We start from the raw sequence: 18857 nt of genomic DNA, 5'->3' as shown, positions 1-18857 counted from the left end.
CCGATGATGACGGATCAGCGTTTGTGCTTGCTGCGGTTGGTGCCAGTGGCCTGGCTTGCCGGTTTGCTGCCCGGTTTTGCTCCCGGTCTACCGGTTGCTTGTGGGCGTCCACCAAAGGATTTGCCTTGCGCTGCCGTGGCCTTGCCCTGACCGGTACGTTGCTGGCCGGGCTTGCTATTGCCCTGACGTGCCGCCGGTGCGCCCAGACGGTGACGCACCGCAGCGGATTTGTCACCCGGCGGGGTAGGCGGGATCAGGCAGTGCTTGCTGTGGCCGATCAGGTCGCTGCGGCCCATATTGATCAGCGCATCGTGAATGATCTGCCAGTTGTCCGGGTGGTGATAGCGCAGGAAGGCCTTGTGCAGCTTGCGGCGATAACCATCGCGCACCACATCCACTTTTTCCGAGCTGCGCGACAGGCGCTTGAGCGGATTGCGCCGGGTATGCCACATGGTGGTGGCCATGGCCATGGGCGTCGGGGTAAAGGTTTGCACCTGATCCAGACGGAAGTTGTTCTTCTTCAACCACAATGCCAGATTCATCATGTCCTCATCGCTGGTGCCGGGGTGGGCGGCGATGAAGTAGGGGATCAGGTACTGTTCCTTGCCCGCCTGACGGCTGAAGCGTTCGAACAGCTCCTTGAACTTGTCGTACGCGCCCATGCCCGGTTTCATCATCTTGGACAGCGGGCCGTCTTCGGTGTGTTCCGGGGCAATTTTCAGGTAGCCGCCCACATGGTGCTGCACCAGTTCCTTGATGTATTCGGGCGAGCGCACCGCCAGGTCGTAACGCAGGCCGGACTGGATGTTGATCTTCTTCACGCCCGGCAGGGCACGCGCCTTGCGGTACAGCTGGATCAGGTGGCTGTGGTCGGTATTCAGGTTCTCGCAGATGTCCGGGAACACACAGGACAGCTTGCGACAGGAACGCTCGATGTTCGGGTCCTTGCAGGACAGGCGGTACATATTGGCAGTCGGGCCGCCCAGGTCGGAGATGTGGCCGGTGAAGCCCGGCGTCTTGTCGCGGATTTCCTCGATCTCATGCAGGATGGATTCTTCCGAACGGCTCTGGATGATGCGGCCCTCGTGCTCGGTGATGGAGCAGAAGGTACAGCCGCCAAAACAGCCGCGCATGATGTTGACCGAGTACTTGATCATTTCCCACGCCGGAATGTGCGCATTGCCGTAGGACGGGTGCGGATTGCGGGCGTAGGGCAGGCCGTAGACGAAGTCCATTTCCTCGGTAGTCAGCGGAATGGGCGGCGGGTTCAGCCATACATCGCGGCTGCCGTGCAACTGCACCAGTGCGCGGGCATTACCGGGGTTGGATTCCAGATGCAGGGTGCGGCTGGCGTGTGCATACAGCACCGGGTCGTGCGCCACGGCTTCGTAGGCCGGAATGCGGATGACGGTTTTGGCACGTTCGGCACGGCGTTTGGCCAGGCGTTCTTCGCGCGATTCGATGCGGATTACCTGCGGCGCAGTCGGGTCGCTGTCCTTGGTTGCTTCGGCGGCTTGCTCCGGAATCTCCTGATACGGATTCAGGTGCGGATCCACCTTGCCGGGGGTGTCCACCACGCTGGAATCCATCTCCTGCCATTCCTCATCCGGACGCCAGCCTTGCTGCACCACAAAGGCGGTACCGCGGACGTCGCGGATTTCACTGAGTTTTTCACCCTTGGCAGCACGATGGGCGATTTCCACCAATGCGCGTTCGGCATTGCCATACAGCAGGATATCGGCCTTGGAGGTAATCAGTACCGACTGGCGTACCTTGTCGCTCCAGTAGTCGAAGTGGGCGATGCGGCGCAGGCTGGCTTCGATGGAACCGATCATCACCCCCACGCCGGGATAGGCTTCGCGGCAACGCTGGGCATACACGGTGACGGCACGGTCCGGGCGCTTGTTCGGTTCGGCATTGGGGGTGTAGGCATCATCCGAGCGCGGGCGACGGTCCGCCGTGTAACGGTTGATCATCGAGTCCATATTGCCGGCGGTAACGCCGAAAAACAGGTTCGGCTTGCCCAGTGCGCGGAAGGGTTCGGCCGACTGCCAGTCCGGCTGCGCGATGATGCCGACACGGAAGCCCTGGGCTTCCAGCAAACGGCCCACCAGCGCCATACCGAAACTGGGATGGTCGATATAGCAGTCGCCGGAAATCAGGATGATGTCACAGGAATCCCAGCCCAGCTGGTCCATTTCGGCGCGGCTCATCGGCAGGAAAGGGGCAGTGCCGAAGCGGCTGGCCCAGTACTTGCGGTAAGAGGTAATCGGTTTGGCGGCGGCTGGCTGTGTCGTCATGCTGAATGAAAGCGGCTGGTGGCGCAGGTGGATAAGCAACCGGGCATTATGCCGCACTTCTGGATTTTTATCAGCATAAATTGTTGTTTTTAATGGCGAATTGCCATGCTGGGAGTAGGGGTGGAGGGCAATATTTTCCGTTGAAATCAGTTGTTTGGCGGTTTTACCGCCCTGCAAGCGCTGCCTGCGTGTGACCTTGGCCGCAGTTTGGCGTAGGCTTGCGGATTGTCTTGGTTTGTCATGCTGATGTGTTGTATTGCTTCACATCAGCCACATACAGCACAGGAAACATTGCGCATGAGCAGTCAGATCATCCATCTGGACGGAAAAACGTCTGAATCCCAAGTAGCTGAGCTGGAAAGCGGCAAGGTACTGTTTCTGCCGCAGCTGGACTTTGCCATCCAGCCTGCCGAACTGGCCTTGCTGAACCCGGTTATTGCCGACCCTAAACGCAAGAACATCAGCCTGGAGCCGCAAGATGGTGGCAAGTTGCATGGTGTGGCCGACCCGGCTAACGAAGCCGCAGTGCGCGCCTTGATTGCCCGCTATCGCGACAGCGCCTTTGCCCTGGTCGACCAGTTGCTGCCGGAATACCGTGGCAAGCTGCGCGCTGCACCCACCAGCCTGCGCCTGATGCGGGTGGAAAATCGCCAGACTTCCTGGCGCAAGGACGACAGCCGCCTGCACGTGGATGCCTTCCCGTCCCGCCCCACTTACGGCGAGCGCATCCTGCGCGTGTTCTACAATGCCAACCCCAATGGCGAGCCACGCGTGTGGCGGGTGGGCGAGCCGTTTGCCGACATGGCGCGGCGCATGCTGCCACGGGTGCCTTATCAATGGCCGGGTTCGGCCGCACTGATGGCTGCGCTGAAAATCACCAAGCGCAAACGCAGCGCTTACGACCACCTGATGCTGCATCTGCACGATGCCATGAAGGCGGACATGGATTACCAGCGCACCTGCCCGCAGGAAACCATGCCGTTCCCGCCCGGCTGCGGCTGGGTGTGTTTCTCCGACCATGCCTCGCATGCGGTGATGTCCGGCCAGTTCATGCTGGAGCAGACTTTCTGGCTGGCCGCGCAGGACATGGCCAACCCGGCACGCTCGCCACTGGCCGAATTGCAGGCCATCACCGGGCGCAAGCTGCTGTAAACCAAGCGGGCGGCTGGCCGGGCAAAGTACCGGCCAGCCTGTATTTCCCCGGCAAAACCGGCCATGCCGGGACTACCTCTCCCCAGCAAGGGCAAATCGGTTACAATCACCGATTGCTTTCAATCAGTCTGCAGCCAGAATCATGAGCACGGAAAACAACGCGCCAGTAGTCAGCAACTTCATTCGCAACATCATTGACGAGGATCTGGCTTCCGGCAAGCACAGTTCCATCGTCACCCGCTTCCCGCCGGAGCCCAATGGCTACCTGCACGTGGGCCACGCCAAATCCATCTGCCTGAACTTCGGCCTGGCCGAGGATTACCAGGGCAAGTGCAATCTGCGCATGGATGACACTAACCCGGAAAAAGAGTCGGACGAATTCGTGCAGTCCATCAAGGACAGCGTGGAATGGCTGGGCTTCAAGTGGGATGGCAATGTCCGTTTCGCCTCGGATTACTTCGATGCGCTGTATGACTATGCCGTCGAACTGATCAAGTCGGGCAAGGCCTTTGTCTGCGACCTGAACGCCGAAGAAATGCGCGCCTATCGCGGCAGCCTGACCGAGCCGGGCAAGAACAGCCCCTTCCGCGACCGTAGCGTGGAAGAGAACCTCGACCTGTTCACCCGCATGCGTAACGGCGAATTCCCGGACGGCAGCAAGACCCTGCGCCTGAAAATCGACATGGCTTCCGGCAACGTGAACCTGCGCGACCCGGTGATCTACCGCATCCGCCGCGCACATCACCACCGTACCGGCGACAAGTGGTGCATCTACCCGATGTACGACTACACCCACTGCATCTCCGATGCGCTGGAAGGCATCACCCACAGCCTGTGCACGCTGGAGTTCGAAGACCATCGCCCGCTGTACGACTGGGTGCTGGACAACATCACCATTCCTTGCCACCCGCGCCAGTACGAATTCTCCCGTCTGGAACTGCTGTACGCGCTTACTTCCAAGCGCAAGCTGCAGGCGCTGGTGACCGACGGCCTGGTGGATGGCTGGAACGACCCGCGCATGCCCACCATCGAAGGCATGCGTCGTCGCGGTTTCAGCCCGGCCGGCATTCGCCTGTTCTGCCAGCGCATCGGCGTGTCCAAGGGTGAAAACATCATCGACATGAGTGTGCTGGAAGGCGCTGTGCGCGAGATGCTGGAAAACGAATCGCCGCGTGTGATGGCCGTGCTGGACCCGATCAAGGTGACCCTCACCAACTTCGATGCCGCCGTCACCGCCAGCCGCAGCGCGCCTTTCCATCCGCATCACCCGGAATTCGGCGAGCGCGAAGTGCCGATCGCCCGTGAAATCTGGATCGAGCGTGACGATTTTGCCGAAGTGCCGCCTCCCAAGTGGCAGCGCCTGACCGCCGGTGGTGAAGTGCGCCTGCGCTACAGCTATGTCATCAAGTGCGATGAAGTGATCAAGGATGCCGACGGCAAGGTGGTGGAACTGAAGTGCTCCATCGACCACGACACCCTGGGCAAGAACCCGGAAGGTCGCAAGGTCAAGGGCGTGATTCACTGGGTATCGGCCGAGCACGCGATTGAAGCCGACGTTCGCCTGTACGACCGCCTGTTCACCGAGCCGCGTCCGGATGCGGTGCGCGGCGACGATGGCGAATATGTCGACTTCCGCCAGTTCCTCAACCCGGAATCGCTGAAAACCGTCACTGCCTTTGTGGAAGACGCCGTGTTGAAGGCAGCCCCGGAATCGCGCTTCCAGTTTGAGCGCCTGGGCTACTTTGTCACCGACCGTTACGACCATCAGCAAGGTGTGCGTGCGGTGTTCAACCGGACTGTTGGCCTGCGCGATAACTGGAGCAAGTAAGGTTGTGGCGCAGCTAACAAAAAACTGCTGCTTGCCTCTGGGACGCTGCGCTTTTTTGTTAGCCGCTTTAATTTCTTGAGTGAATACCCTGTCAAATATGAAAGCGGGCCATGCGGCCCGCTTTTTTCATGTCTGTTGATCGGGTACACCGTTCGGCGGGCACTGACAAGCTTCGCCAGCGCAGCATTTGATGCGCGTCGACTTTGGCGTGATGTAATTTGCCTGCTACACCTGTCCTGCCTAGCATCAAAACCATTCAGTCTTGCTTTGCGGAGAAGTGTGATGAACCAGCCTCGCCTGCTGTATCTGCAATCCGGTGGTCCCACCGCCGTTCTCAATGCCTCGGCGCAAGGGGTGATCGAAACCGCGCGCAAGCTGGGCATCTCGGTGTATGCCGCCCGCGACGGCCTGGCTGGGCTGCTGGAAGACCGGCTGGTGAATACCGATGGCGTGTCCGATCACGACATCGCCCGGCTGGGTTTTCTGCCTGGCGGGCATTTTGGCGTCAGCCGCCGCATGATAGGCCGTTTCGATGAATGTCCCGAAGACTGGCTGCGCATGAAAGCGGTGCTGGCGCGTCACGGCATTCATTATCTGCTGATCAATGGCGGCAACGGCTCGCTGGGCTGTGCCGCCCGGCTGGCGGATTTCCAGCGCCATACCGGTCATGCACTGCATGTCATCGGTGTGCCCAAAACCATAGACAACGATCTGGTCGGTACCGACAACAGCCCAGGCTATGGCTCGGCGGCCAAGTTTCTGGCCAGCACCATGCTGGAAGTAGGCATGGACATGATCAGCATGGGCCGTGGCCGGGTATTCATCATGGAGGCCATGGGCCGCCATACCGGCTGGCTGGCAGCAGCACCGGCAGCGGCGCGCATTCATGGCGGGCAGGCACCGCATATCGTGTTGCTGCCGGAAGTGCCGTTTGATCAGGACAAGTTTCTGGCGGCAGTGGATGCCAGTCTGGCAGCGCATGGCCAGTGCGCCATCTCGGTGGCAGAAGGCCTAGTGGATGCCGCCGGTCGCTTTGTCACCGAGGCTAATGCCTCGGCCGTGTATGGGCACGAGCAACTGGGCGGGGTGGGGAGCTGGCTGGCGGCGCTGCTCAAGCGCGAGCGCGGCCTGTCCGCCCATGTGGCGCAGGTGGATTATCTGCAACGCGCGGCCGGCCATCTGGTGTCGGCCACCGATGCCGCCCAGGCTTACCAGATGGGGCAAAAGGGCGTGGAATGGTTGCAGGCCGGCCGCAGCGGTGTGATGGCGGGCATCCGCCGCCTGTCCGATCACCCATACCGCTGGGAAGTGGCGGAGTTTCCGCTCTCTGATGTTGGGGATCTGGAAAAGGCTTTCCCGTCGCACTTCATCTCTGCCGATGGCTATGGCGTGACCCAGGCTTTTCTGGATTACCTGCTGCCGCTGATGGAAGGGGAGCGCATGCCGCCCTTCCGTCAGGGGGTGCCGGACTACCGCCGTATTGAATGGCCGCCGGTGTGACCCCATTTACTGGCAGCAGATGTCACTCGGGACCGGGCACTGGCCCGGTTTTTCATTTTCCGCGCAGCAGGACGGGCAGTGTGCAGGCGCTTCGCGGGGGCTTGACGACTCTGCTACAATTTCCCCTTTTACCCAAGCACAGGTTATCTAGATCATGCTGAACGTGTACAACACCCTGACTCGCCAGAAAGAAGAGTTCCATCCCATCGAACCGGGCAAGGTGCGTATGTATGTGTGTGGCATGACGGTGTACGACCTCTGTCATATCGGCCATGCCCGCATGCTGGCCGCCTTTGACGTGATCTACCGCTGGCTCAAGGCCTCCGGCTACGATGTCAACTACGTGCGCAACATCACCGACATCGAAGACAAGATCATCAAGCGGGCGCTGGAACGCGGCATTACCCCGGACCAGCTGGTGGCGGAAACCATCGCCGACATGCATCAGGATGCCGCCGCGCTGAACCTGCTGCCGCCGACCCACGAACCGCGTGCCACCCACCATGTGGGCGGCATGATTGCGCTGATCGAACAGCTGATTGCCAATGGCAAGGCCTACCCGGCCCCCAATGGCGATGTGTATTACGCGGTGCGCGAGTTTGAAGGCTACGGCAAGCTGTCCGGCCGTACGCTGGACAAGCTGCGCGCCGGTGAGCGCGTGGAAATCGACCCCAACAAGCGCGACCCGCTGGACTTCGTGCTGTGGAAGGCTGCCAAACCGGGCGAGCCGTCCTGGGACAGCCCGTGGGGTGCAGGCCGTCCGGGCTGGCATATCGAATGTTCGGTGATGAGCTGCCACCATCTGGGCGAGCACTTCGACATCCACGGCGGTGGTGAAGACCTGCAATTCCCGCACCATGAAAACGAAATCGCCCAGTCCGAAGGCGCGCATGGCCATCAGTATGTGAATTACTGGCTGCACAACGGCTTCATCAATGTTGATGGCGAAAAGATGTCCAAATCGCTGGGCAATTTCTTCACCATCCGCGACGTGCTGCAGCATTTCGACGGCGAAGTGGTGCGCTTCTTCATTGTGCGCAGCCACTACCGCAGCCCGGTCAACTACACCGACAGCATCCTCAACGATGCCAAGCAGGGCCTGACCCGCTTGTATACCGCGCTGCGCGGTCTGGCGCTGCCGGAAAGCACGGGCATTGACTGGAGCAACCCCTACGCTGCGCGCTTCAAGGCAGCGATGGATGACGACTTCAGCTCCTCCGAAGCCGTTGCCGTGCTGTTCGAGCTGGCTGGTGAAGTCAACAAGAGCCGCGATGTGCAACTGGCCCGCCTGATGAAGGACCTGGGCGGCGTGCTGGGCCTGCTGCAACGTGAGCCGGAGGAATTCCTCAAGGCTGGTGCCGGTGAAGGTGAATTGACTGCCGAGCAGATCGAAGCCCTGATCCAGGCGCGTCGGGATGCGCGTGCCAACAAGAACTGGGCCGAGTCCGACCGTATCCGTGACGAGCTGATCGCCAAGGGTGTGGTGCTGGAAGACAATGCGCAGGGCACCAGCTGGCGTCGTGCCTGAGCCTGCATTGCTGGCCGGGTAAGTCCAGGGCGGCAGTCTGATAAGGGCTGCCGCCGTTTTCGTTTCGGGCGACTTGTCAAGTGCTGATAAAGCGCGGATAATGCACCCCTTCACCAAGTAGTACAGGCAAAACCCCTGTACCCGTAACCAAGGAAGCTCATCATGCGCGCTGATATCCACCCGAATTACAAAGAAGTTGCGGTTACCTGCTCCTGCGGTAACACCTTCACCACCCAGTCCACCATGGGCAAGGACGCCTTCCACATTGAAGTGTGCTCCAGCTGCCACCCGTTCTACACTGGCAAGCAGAAGATTGTTGATACCGCCGGCCGTATCGACAAGTTCAACCAGAAGTTCGGTGGCTTCTTCAAGCGCTAAGCTTGTAAGCTTTGGAAAAAAGGCAGCCCAGGCTGCCTTTTTTCATTTCCGCTGCGTGTGCTTGCACATTAAAATAATGCTTTATTCCAACTGGCGCGCGCCTCGATGCTGACGTACTCCCCGCAAAACGCCACCGTTCCCGTTCCCACCGAAAAGCCCTGGGTCTTGTTGCTGCTGTGTTTTGTCTGGCTGTGGCCAGGCATCATCGGTCACGACCCGTGGAAGCCTGACGAACCCTATGTGATGGCCGTGGTGGATGGCATGCTGCGCAGCGGCAACTGGCTGCTGCCCACCATCCAGGGCGTACCCTATCTGGAATCCCCACCGCTGTATTACTGGGTGGCCACGGTACTTGCCAAGCTGTTTTCCCCCTGGCTGCTCCCTGCCCATGATGCCGCGCGGCTGGCAACGCCGCTGTTCATGACCCTGGGACTCACCCTGGCGGGCATGACCGGGCGTGACCTGATCGGCCGCCGTCACGGACGCAGCGTGGTGATGATTTTGATTGGCTGCCTGGGACTGATTGTCACCGGCCACCAGATGACGCCGATGGTCGCCAGCTTTACCGGTTTTGCCGCCGCCTTTTATGCCCTGTCGCTCACCTTGCGCTCTCCCGGACTGGCCGGTGCCATTCTGGGGGCCGGTAGCGCCGCCCTGTTCCTGAGTGCCAGCCTGCTGGAAGTGATGCTGGTATGGGCTGTCGTGCTGTTCCTGCCGGCCTTTGCCGCCTGGCGCAACAAGCGCTATGTCATCACCGTGCTGATGGCCTTGCTGGTGGCTGTGCCTGTGGCGCTGATCTGGCCGCTGGAGCTGTCCCGCAGCTATCCGGCGCTGTTCCGCATGTGGTGGGAACACCATGCGCTGGGCCCGCTGGACGGCTTTGGCAAGGTAGGGCTGTTTCACGGTTTTGGCTACTACACCTTCAATACCATCTGGTTTGCCTGGCCGGCCTGGCCGCTTGCCGCCTGGACGCTGTACCGCAACCGCAAGTACGAACAGCCCATGTTGCAGCTGCCGCTGATGTTCTTTGCCGTGGTGCTGATCATGCTGACGCTGTCGGTGCGCAAGAGCATGGATTACGCCATGCCGCTGCTGTTGCCGCTGTCCCTGCTCGCTGCGGTGGAGCTGGATAATCTGCGCCGTGGCGCTGCTGCCTTTCTCAACTGGTTCGGCCTGATGGCATTCGGGGTGTTCGGCCTGCTGATCTGGGCGGGCTGGGCGGCGATGAACTATGGCTGGCCGGAACGGCTGGCAGGCCGGGCGCAGTATTTCAGTCCTTACTATGTGCCGCATGTTTCGCTGCTGGCCGCCATCTTTGCCATTCTGGCCACCATCACCTGGATATGGGCGGTCACCCGCAGCCATGTGCGTGGTCGGCAGGCCATTACCAACTGGGCTGCCGGGCTTACCTTGTGCTGGGGATTGGCGCTGAGCTTGTGGCTGCCGTGGCTGGATGCGGCAAAGAGCTATCGTCCGGTGGTGGCAAGCATGCTGCGCAACGTGCCACCGGCAGTATTGAATGGCAGCAGCTGTATTGCCACCGAACGCGAGAACATGATTGCGCGCATCAGCTGGCACTATTATGGCGGGATAGATCTGGTAGCTTATCCGGCTGGCGAAAGCAGCCCCTGCGACTACCGCTTATTGATGCGTTCACGTACCGAGGGCCTGGCTGAGCCGGGCTGGAGCTTGTTGTGGCAGGGATCGCGACCGCGTGAGAAGTACGAGCTGTTCGGCCTGTTCAAGCGCTCGCCACACTAGCCGCACAGCAGGGTTCATCAAGATGACAACAGGCCGCAGCACATGCGGCCTGTCTGCTTTTAATCGTTCCCGTGCTGATTCAGGGCAGCCATCACTGCCGGCAGGCTTTCCGCCAGCACAAACAGTTCGCGTTCTTCAAAGCGGACATGGGCAGTCATGGCATCGGCAAAGGCTTGCAGCATGGCTGGCGAGGCCAGTTGCGGATGTTGCAGCAGGGCATGCAAATGGGCGTGATCTGCCAGCGTGCGGTCAACCGCAGCCTGCTGGCTGGCTTCTGACAGCGCAGGTAACAAGAGGCGTTCTTCCTGGGCGAAATGGGCTTGCAAGCTGTCCTGATAATGCTGGATCAGTCGCCGGGCGACGCGTTGCCACTCTTCAGCATCATCCTGCCGTGCCGCTTTGCCGGCTTGCATGGCCAGCGACAGGGCATGGTGATGGTCGTGCGAGAGTGGGGTAAGGGCTGCGCTGCGTTTCATGGTGGTGGCTGTTAACGGTCAGGCAGACAGCCTGCGCCAGTGGCAGAAGATATGCCTTGATCACTCTCAAGGACAGCCGGGCCTCCCGCCGGGAGGCCCTGAGCGGCTAGTGTTGCAACTGCGGCAGATTGGCAAACAGCTGCAGTGCTTCCGGGTTGGCCAGTGCACTGAGATTATTCACCGGCTCGCCGTGAATCACGTTTTTCACCGCCAGTTCGACAATCTTGCCGCTGATGGTGCGTGGAATGTCGGTGACGGCAATGATGCGCGCCGGTACATGGCGCGGGCTGGCACCACGCTTGATCTGTTCGCGCAGCCGGTTGACCAGCGCCTCATCCAGCACATGGCCCTGCTGCAGCCGGACAAACAATACCACGCGCTCGTCGTCCTGCCAGCGCTGGCCCACGGCCAGGCTTTCCACCACTTCCGGGAAGCTTTCCACCTGACGGTAGATTTCCGCGGTACCGATACGCACGCCACCGGGGTTGAGCACCGCGTCGGAACGGCCATAAATCACCATGCCGTTGTGGGCGGTGATTTCGGCGTAGTCACCGTGGCACCACACATTATCGAAGCGGCCAAAATAGGCCTGACGGTATTTGCTGCCTTGCTCGTCCTGCCAGAACCCCACTGGCATGGAGGGGAAGGGGCGGGTGCATACCAGTTCGCCCTTTTCCTGCCGCACCGGCCTGCCGTAACTGTTGAAGATGTCCACCGCCATACCCAGGCCACGGCATTGCAGCTCGCCACGGTATACCGGCAGGTTGGCGCAACCCAGGGCAAAACAGGACACGATGTCAGTGCCACCGGAAATGGAGGCCAGATTGATGTCCTGCTTGATGTTGGCGTATACCCAGTCAAAGCTTTCCGCCATCAGTGGCGAGCCGGTGGAGAAGATGGCGCGCAGTGCATCCAGCCGGTATTGCGTGGCAGGAGCCAGGTTGATCTTGCGCAGGCCGTCGATGTATTTGGCCGAGGTGCCAAACTGGGTGAATTGCCATTGCTGCGCATATTCCCACAGGATGTGTCCCTGATTGGCAAACGGCGAGCCGTCATACAGCATCAGCGCCGCGCCGCTGGCCAGACCGGATACCAGCCAGTTCCACATCATCCAGCCGCAGGTGGTGAAGTAAAACAGGTGGTCGCCATGGTGAATGTCGGCGTGCAGCTGGTGCTCCTTCAGGTGCTGCAGCAAGGTGCCGCCAGTGCCATGCACGATGCACTTGGGTTTGCCGGTGGTGCCGCTGGAGTACAGGATGAACAGCGGATGGTTGAATTCCACCCGGACAAACTGCAAGGGACGCGCAGCGAAGCGGGCAATGAAATCGTCCAGCGTGATGGTGCGCGGCAGGCTTGCGGCAAAGGCAGCGGTTTCGCCCAGATAGGGGACGGCAATGAACTGCTGCACCGAAGGCAGACCGGCTGCCAGCGCCTGCATCTTGTCGCGGATGTCGATCTGCTTGCCGCCATACCAGTAGCCATCCGGGCAGAACAGCAGCTTGGGTTCGGTCTGGCCGAAGCGGTCGATGGCTCCGTCGATGCCGAAGTCGGGCGAACAACTGGTCCACACCGCACCCAGGCTGGTGGCAGCCAGCATGGCGGCCACGGTTTCCGGCATATTGGGCAGGAAACCGGCCACGCGGTCGCCTGCCACAATGCCGGCGGCCTGCATGGCTTGCTGCAAGCGGGACACCAGCTGGCGCAGCTGCTGCCAGCTGTAGCGGGACTTGACCTTGTCTTCCCCCCAGAACACCAGGGCGGTGGCATCGCCATCGTGACGCAGCAGGTTTTCTGCGTAATTGAGGCGGGCTTCGGGGAAAAAGCGCGCAGCCAGCATATTGTCCGCCTGCTCCAGCGCGCTCCCACCCTTGTCACCCAGCACCCTGCAGTAATCCCACACCAGCGCCCAGAAGCGGCCCGGGTCGTCCACGCTGGCTTGCCACAGCGTCTGGTAGTCGGGCAGCGGGCGGTCGTAGGCTGCTTCGGCCAGGCGGGTAAAGGCATGCAGATGGGAGCCTGCAATACGTTCGGCGGATGGTTGCCAGATGGGGAGGATGGAATGCTGCATGTTATTCCTTATCTGAAAGTAATTCGCGCCAGAAAGCCACGTCGGCTTGAATGAGCCTTAGCCCATGGCCAGCCGTTATTGATAAGTTTCTTGAAGATTCGCAAGTGGAATCCATCCTGACTCCAAGCTGTCGTTGCTCTTGCACCATACCCAGCCATTTATCGTTTTTGTTCCGATAAGAACTTCGCCTTTGCGCGCATTCAATTCTCGTGCTGTGTAGTCTTCAAGGGAAATAGCAGTCTTGTCCTTAACGAATTCAATGATCTGCGCTGGCACCCAGCCGCCTTTTTGTCCTGGTGTTTCACAGAAAAACCAGTCTTCCCATCCCTCAGGGCCATCGTATCTCTTACCTACGGTAAGAAGAGTTCCTTTTGCAAAGCTAATTGGCTCAGGGTAATCGGTAGTGTGATCCTGGATAACGAGATACTTCTTGGTTTCCATGATTTCTTACTCCGGTTTTTCATGTGGGTGGCGGGCTGGACATCCACGTATCAGTGACTAAGACCCATGGCCTGCGCCACCTTCGAGGTGGGGGCGCGGCCCAGCAGGCCGGCGGCAAACCAGGCGGTTTGCACCAGTGTCGGCAAGTCTATGCCACAGTCCACGCCCAGGCCATGCATCAGGTACACCACGTCTTCGGTGGCCACATTGCCGGATGCCCCACGAGCATACGGGCAGCCGCCCAGCCCGGCAATCGAGGAATCGAATGTTCTGATGCCAGCCTGAAAAGAAGCATGAATATTGCTGATGGCCATGCCGTATGTGTCGTGGAAGTGACCTGCCAGTTGTGTAATTGGCACAAGCTTGCTCACTGCTTCCAGCATGTCCAGTACCCGGTTGGGCGTGCCCGTGCCTATGGTGTCGCCCAGCGAAATTTCGTAGCAGCCCATGTCCAGCAGACGGGCAGCCACTTCTGCCACCTTGGCCGGGGCAATCGGCCCTTCATAGGGGCAGTCCACCACGCAGGACACATAGCCGCGCACGCGGATGCCCTCGCGCCGTGCTGTAGCCATCACGCTGTCAAAGCGGGCCAGGCTTTCGGCAATGCTGGCATTGATGTTTTTCTGGCTGAAACTTTCACTGGCCGCACCAAACACGGCAATCTCGCGCACGCCAGCAGCCAGTGCCTGTTCCATGCCCTTGTCGTTGGGCACCAGCACCGGGTAATTCACCGCACCGGACAGCTCGAGTGCTTGCAGTACGTGCAGGCTGTCGGCCATTTGCGGCACCCATTTGGGCGAGACAAAAGCCCCGGCCTCGATGGTGGTGAGGCCGCTTTCAGCCAGGCGGCGAATCAGTTCCAGCTTGCTGGCGGTATCCACCTGCTGCTTTTCGTTCTGCAGCCCGTCGCGCGGGCCGACTTCGACGATTTTTACGGTTGGCATCGCGTGTTGTCCTCCGGATCAGTCGGCGTCGAAGTCGAGCAACTCGTCGCCATCGCATACCTGTTCACCAGCACCAAAGTAAAAGGCATTCACCGTGCCATCGGCTGGGGCATGGATGGTGTGCTCCATTTTCATGGCTTCCAGAATCAACAGGGGCTCACCTTTGCTCACCTGCTGCCCGCTACTGGCCAGCAAGGCCACTACCCGCCCAGGCATCGGTGCTTTCAGGTGGGTGGCGCCATGCACTTCTTCGGCGCTGGCTGCGTACGGGTCCACCCAGCTTGCTTCCAGCCGTTCGCCTTGCAGGAACAACACCCGCTGCTGCTGCTGGCTAATGACGGTGGCGCGCAGTTGTTGTCCGTCCAGCGTGACATGCCATTCACCCTGTTGCAGCCGTGCTGCGGCCTGATATGTCTGTCCTGCCACCGTCACAGCAAAACCGTGGTCCAGATGGCGCACGCTGACACTGTGCACGGTGTCGCCGTGCATGAATTGCTGGACGGTTTCCAGCTGACCATTCAGTCGCCAGCCTGCGCGCACCGGGAAGTCCGTCTGCGCACCCAGCGTCTGGGCCAGCGCCAGTACGGCCAGCTGCGTGCTACTGGCCGGGACGGCCGGTGGCAGCAAGGCATCCTGATAGCGGGCGATGAGCCCGGTATCCACTGCACCACTGGCAAAGCTGTGGTGCTGCACAATGCGGCGCAGGAAGGCGATATTGGTGGTGACACCGGCCACCTGATACTGCGCCAGTGCCGCGTCCAGCTGTTGCAAGGCGGCAGCCCGGTTTTCACCCCAGACAATCAGCTTGGCAATCATCGGGTCGTAGAAGGGGCTGATGCTGTCGCCTTGTTCCACCCCGGTATCGATGCGTACCTGTACGCTTTCGGCAGGGGTGGCCAGGTGAATCAGCTGGCCGGTGGCGGGCAGGAAGCCCTTGTCCGGGTCTTCTGCATAAATACGCGCCTCGATGGCGTGGCCGTGAATCTGCAGCTCGTCCTGCCGCAGCGGTAGTGGCTGACCGGCGGCCACTTGCAACTGCCAGGCCACCAGGTCCTGCCGGGTGATCATTTCGGTCACCGGGTGTTCTACCTGCAGACGGGTGTTCATCTCCATGAAGTAAAAGTCACCGGGGCGGCCATCGTCCTGTACCGCCATGATGAATTCCACCGTCCCCGCACCGACATAGCCCACTGCACGTGCAGCGGCGCAGGCGGCTTCGCCCATGGCCTGCCGGGTGCTGACCGGCAAATCCGGTGCCGGGGCTTCTTCCAGTACTTTCTGATGACGGCGCTGCACCGAGCAGTCACGCTCGAACAGGTAGACACAGCCGCCCAGGCTGTCAGCAAACACCTGGATTTCCACATGGCGCGAACGTGGCAGGTATTTCTCCACCAGCACCTTGTCGTCACCGAAACTGGCGGCCGCTTCGCGCTGGCAGGAGGCCAGCGCAGCGGCGAAATCCTCACTGCGCTCGACAATGCGCATGCCCTTGCCACCACCACCGGCGCTGGCCTTGATCAGTACCGGATAGCCGATACGGTCGGCTTTCTGGTGCAGGAAATCCGGCTCCTGGCGCTCGCCATGATAGCCGGGCACCAGCGGTACGGCCGCTTGTTCCATCAGTGCCTTGGCAGCAGATTTACTGCCCATGGCGGCAATGGCGCTGGCCGGCGGGCCGATAAAGGCAATGGCTGCGGTGGCGCAGGCGGCGGCAAAATCAGCGTTTTCCGACAAAAAACCATAACCGGGGTGGATGGCCTCGGCACCGCTCTGGCGGGCAATGTCCAGAATCAGCCCGGCCTTGAGATAGGATTCCGCCGCCGGAGCCGGACCCAGTCGCCAGGCTTCATCGGCCAGTCTGACAAAGCGGGCATCGGCATCGGCATCGGAATAAACAGCAACAGTGGCAATGCCCAGCTGGCGCGCGGTCTTGATCACCCGGCAGGCGATTTCCCCGCGGTTGGCAATGAGGATTTTCTTGAACATGGCAGTGTCCTTATTGTTCTTGTTGCCAGGCGGGCGGGCGTTTGTCGAAGAAGGCAGCCAGCCCTTCGCGGGCTTCCTGTCCGCTGCGGGTACTGGCAATGCGGCTGGCGGTGTCGGCCAGCAGGTTGTCATCCCACGGCGAGCCTTCATGCAGTTCGGCCAGCAGGTCTTTGGCGGCCCCCAGTGCGCGTGGTGCGCCTTTGGCCAGTTCGCTGGCAATGTCGGCGATGCGCTGGTCCAGCATGTCGGCCGCGACAACTTCATGCACCAGGCCGATACGGGCGGCAGTGGCGGCGTCAATGCGCTCGGCCGACAGGAAGTAGCGCCGTGCCTGCCGCCAGCCGATGGCATCGGCCACATAAGGGCCAATGGTGGCCGGAATCAGTCCCAGCCGCACTTCGGTCAGGCCGAAGCGGGCGGCTTCGGTGGCAATGGCAATGTCACATACGGTAGCCAGGCCGGTGCCACCGGCAATGGCCGGGCCGTGGATGCGGGCGATCACCGGCTTCTGGCTGCGGTAAATGGCCTTGAGCATGGCGGCCAGGCGCTGGGCATCGGCCAGGTTTTCTGCCTCGCTGTAGCCGGCGGCACGGCGCATCCAGTCCAGGTCAGCCCCGGCGGAAAAGCTTTTGCCATGTCCGGCCAGCACGATGACACGCACGCTGTCGTCCAGTTGCAGTGCCTTGAAGGCGGCGGTCAGCTCGGCAATCAGCATTTCGTTCAGCGCATTGTGCAGTTCCGGGCGGTTCATCCAGACAGTGGCGGTGCTGCCGCTGCAATGGATATCGAGAGTCTGATACTGGCTCATGGCGCTTCCTTACATGCGGAACACGCCAAAGCGTGTCTTTTCGATGGGCGCGGACAGGGCGGCTTCGAGTGCCAGGCTCAGTACATCGCGGGTCTGGGCCGGGTCGATGATGCCGTCGTCCCACAGCCGTGCGCTGGCGTAATAAGGGTGGCCCTGGCGTTCGTATTGTTCGCGTACCGGTGCTTTCAGCGCTTCTTCCTGCTCGGCGGTGAAGGCCTCGCCCAGTTGTTCCTTCTTGACCTGTGCCAGCACCCCGGCGGCCTGTTCGCCACCCATCACCGAAATGCGGCTATTGGGCCACATCCACAGCATGCGCGGGCTGTAAGCGCGGCCACACATGCCGTAGTTACCCGCACCGAAGCTGCCGCCAATCAGCACGGTGAACTTGGGCACGCTGGCGCAGGCCACGGCGGTAACCAGCTTGGCGCCATCCTTGGCGATGCCGCCGTTTTCATACTTCTTGCCCACCATGAAGCCGGTGATGTTCTGCAGGAAGATCAGCGGAATGCCGCGCTGGCAGCACAGTTCGACAAAGTGCGCACCCTTGAGGGCCGATTCGGAAAACAGGATGCCGTTATTGGCGATGATGCCTACACGCCAGCCATTGAGGCGGGCAAAACCGGTGACCAGCGTCGTGCCGTAGTTCTGCTTGAATTCGTCAAAGTCGGAGTCGTCCACCAGTCGGGCGATGATTTCACGCACATCAAACGGCTTTTTCGGGTCGGCCGGAATCACGCCGTAGATTTCCTCGGCGGCATGGCGTGGTGCTTTGGGTTCGGTGCGGTCCAGCACGCCTTGTTTGTGCCAGTTGAGGTCGGCCACGATGCGGCGGGCAATGCCCAGCGCATGGGCGTCGTTCTGCGCCAGATGGTCTGCCACACCGGAAATGCGCGCATGCACATCACCACCGCCCAGCTCTTCTGCGGTGACGACTTCGCCGGTAGCGGCCTTCACCAGCGGCGGGCCGCCCAGAAAGATGGTGCCTTGTTCCTTGACGATGACGGTTTCGTCCGACATGGCCGGTACATAAGCACCGCCAGCGGTGCAGCTGCCCATCACCACCGCGATTTGCGGAATGCCGGCGGCAGACAATTGGGCCTGGTTGAAGAAAATGCGGCCAAAGTGTTCCTTGTCCGGGAAAACCTCATCCTGCAGCGGCAAGAAGGCCCCGCCGGAATCCACCAGATAGACGCAGGGCAGGCGGTTTTCCCTGGCGATTTCCTGCGCGCGCAGATGCTTTTTCACCGTCATCGGGTAATAAGTACCACCCTTGACCGTGGCATCGTTGGCGATGATCAGGCAGTCCACCCCGGCAATGCGGCCGATGCCGCTGATCAGGCTGGCACCCGGCGCATCATCGTTGTACATGCCAAAGGCCGCCAGCTGGGACAGTTCCAGAAAGGGCGCGCCGGGGTCCAGCAGCAGGTTGATGCGCTCGCGCGGCAGCAGCTTGCCACGGGCGGTGTGCTTTTCACGGGCTTTGTCGCCGCCGCCCAGCGCCGCCTGAGCGACCTTCTGTTTCAAGTCATCCACCAGCGCACGCATCTTGTCGGCATTGGCCTGGAAGTCCGGCGCGCGGGGGGAGAGTTTGGATTCGATGACTGGCATGATTTTAGGGAGTGGGGAGTAGGGAGTAGCAGGTGACGGGTGGGGAACTCCCCACTCCCGACTCTCTACTCCCGGTGTT

14 protein-coding genes are annotated in these 18857 nt (G+C 61.0%); 6 read left to right on the top strand and 8 right to left on the bottom strand.

Going from position 1 to position 18857, the window contains the following annotated elements; all coding sequences use genetic code 11:
* Positions 1 to 14 precede the first annotated feature (14 nt).
* Positions 15 to 2300, bottom strand: a complete 2286-nt coding sequence (locus tag DKK66_RS01785; protein WP_131355019.1) for a YgiQ family radical SAM protein — start codon at positions 2298 to 2300, stop codon at positions 15 to 17.
* Between the two features lie 297 nt (positions 2301 to 2597).
* Here DKK66_RS01785 and DKK66_RS01780 point away from each other — a divergent pair, with 297 nt between their 5' ends.
* The 6 genes from DKK66_RS01780 (at position 2598) to DKK66_RS01755 (ending at position 10447) form a co-directional block, all read left to right on the top strand.
* On the top strand, positions 2598 to 3452 hold the full coding sequence (locus DKK66_RS01780; RefSeq protein WP_131355016.1) for a Kdo hydroxylase family protein: 855 nt from the start codon (positions 2598 to 2600) through the stop codon (positions 3450 to 3452).
* Positions 3453 to 3594: 142 nt separating this feature from the next.
* Positions 3595 to 5280, top strand: coding sequence for a glutamine--tRNA ligase/YqeY domain fusion protein (locus DKK66_RS01775; protein ID WP_131355013.1), 1686 nt, complete (start codon positions 3595 to 3597; stop codon positions 5278 to 5280).
* Between the two features lie 282 nt (positions 5281 to 5562).
* Positions 5563 to 6780, top strand: a complete 1218-nt coding sequence (locus DKK66_RS01770) for a 6-phosphofructokinase (protein ID WP_062789081.1) — start codon at positions 5563 to 5565, stop codon at positions 6778 to 6780.
* 154 nt (positions 6781 to 6934) lie between these two features.
* Positions 6935 to 8308, top strand: a complete 1374-nt coding sequence (cysS, locus tag DKK66_RS01765; protein ID WP_045847108.1) for a cysteine--tRNA ligase — start codon at positions 6935 to 6937, stop codon at positions 8306 to 8308.
* 162 nt (positions 8309 to 8470) lie between these two features.
* Entirely contained in the window at positions 8471 to 8686 is a 216-nt protein-coding gene (gene rpmE, locus DKK66_RS01760; protein ID WP_045847109.1) for a 50S ribosomal protein L31, read from the top strand.
* A 105-nt stretch (positions 8687 to 8791) separates the two neighbouring features.
* The gene (locus DKK66_RS01755) at positions 8792 to 10447 is read left to right on the top strand and encodes a glycosyltransferase family 39 protein (protein ID WP_131355010.1); all 1656 of its coding nucleotides are present in this window, start codon (positions 8792 to 8794) and stop codon (positions 10445 to 10447) included.
* Positions 10448 to 10506: 59 nt separating this feature from the next.
* Here DKK66_RS01755 and DKK66_RS01750 read toward each other — a convergent pair whose 3' ends face one another.
* The 7 genes from DKK66_RS01750 to DKK66_RS01720 all read right to left on the bottom strand — a co-directional run bounded on the left by DKK66_RS01750 (position 10507) and on the right by DKK66_RS01720 (position 18778).
* Entirely contained in the window at positions 10507 to 10923 is a 417-nt protein-coding gene (locus DKK66_RS01750; RefSeq protein WP_131355007.1) for a hemerythrin domain-containing protein, read from the bottom strand.
* Positions 10924 to 11029: 106 nt separating this feature from the next.
* Positions 11030 to 12991 (bottom strand): acetoacetate--CoA ligase, encoded by a 1962-nt coding sequence (locus DKK66_RS01745; protein ID WP_131355006.1) that lies wholly within the window; start codon positions 12989 to 12991, stop codon positions 11030 to 11032.
* A gap of 75 nt (positions 12992 to 13066) precedes the next feature.
* On the bottom strand, positions 13067 to 13432 hold the full coding sequence (locus tag DKK66_RS01740) for an SH3 domain-containing protein (protein WP_131355005.1): 366 nt from the start codon (positions 13430 to 13432) through the stop codon (positions 13067 to 13069).
* 50 nt (positions 13433 to 13482) lie between these two features.
* Positions 13483 to 14376: a hydroxymethylglutaryl-CoA lyase gene (locus tag DKK66_RS01735; RefSeq protein WP_131355004.1), complete on the bottom strand. Its 894-nt coding sequence runs from the start codon at positions 14374 to 14376 to the stop codon at positions 13483 to 13485.
* Between the two features lie 18 nt (positions 14377 to 14394).
* Entirely contained in the window at positions 14395 to 16362 is a 1968-nt protein-coding gene (locus tag DKK66_RS01730) for an acetyl/propionyl/methylcrotonyl-CoA carboxylase subunit alpha (RefSeq protein ID WP_207389838.1), read from the bottom strand.
* A gap of 10 nt (positions 16363 to 16372) precedes the next feature.
* Positions 16373 to 17170, bottom strand: coding sequence for an enoyl-CoA hydratase/isomerase family protein (locus DKK66_RS01725; RefSeq protein ID WP_207389837.1), 798 nt, complete (start codon positions 17168 to 17170; stop codon positions 16373 to 16375).
* A gap of 9 nt (positions 17171 to 17179) precedes the next feature.
* Positions 17180 to 18778 (bottom strand): carboxyl transferase domain-containing protein, encoded by a 1599-nt coding sequence (locus tag DKK66_RS01720; RefSeq protein WP_131355001.1) that lies wholly within the window; start codon positions 18776 to 18778, stop codon positions 17180 to 17182.
* Between the last annotated feature and the right edge of the window lie 79 nt (positions 18779 to 18857).

Origin of the sequence: Aquitalea sp. USM4 (assembly GCF_004328945.1) — a bacterium.
In the GTDB taxonomy this organism is placed as follows: Bacteria; Pseudomonadota; Gammaproteobacteria; order Burkholderiales; family Chromobacteriaceae; genus Aquitalea; species Aquitalea pelogenes.
The sequence above is the reverse complement of the archived record's forward strand: the minus strand, read 5'-3'. Positions and strand labels throughout refer to the sequence as shown.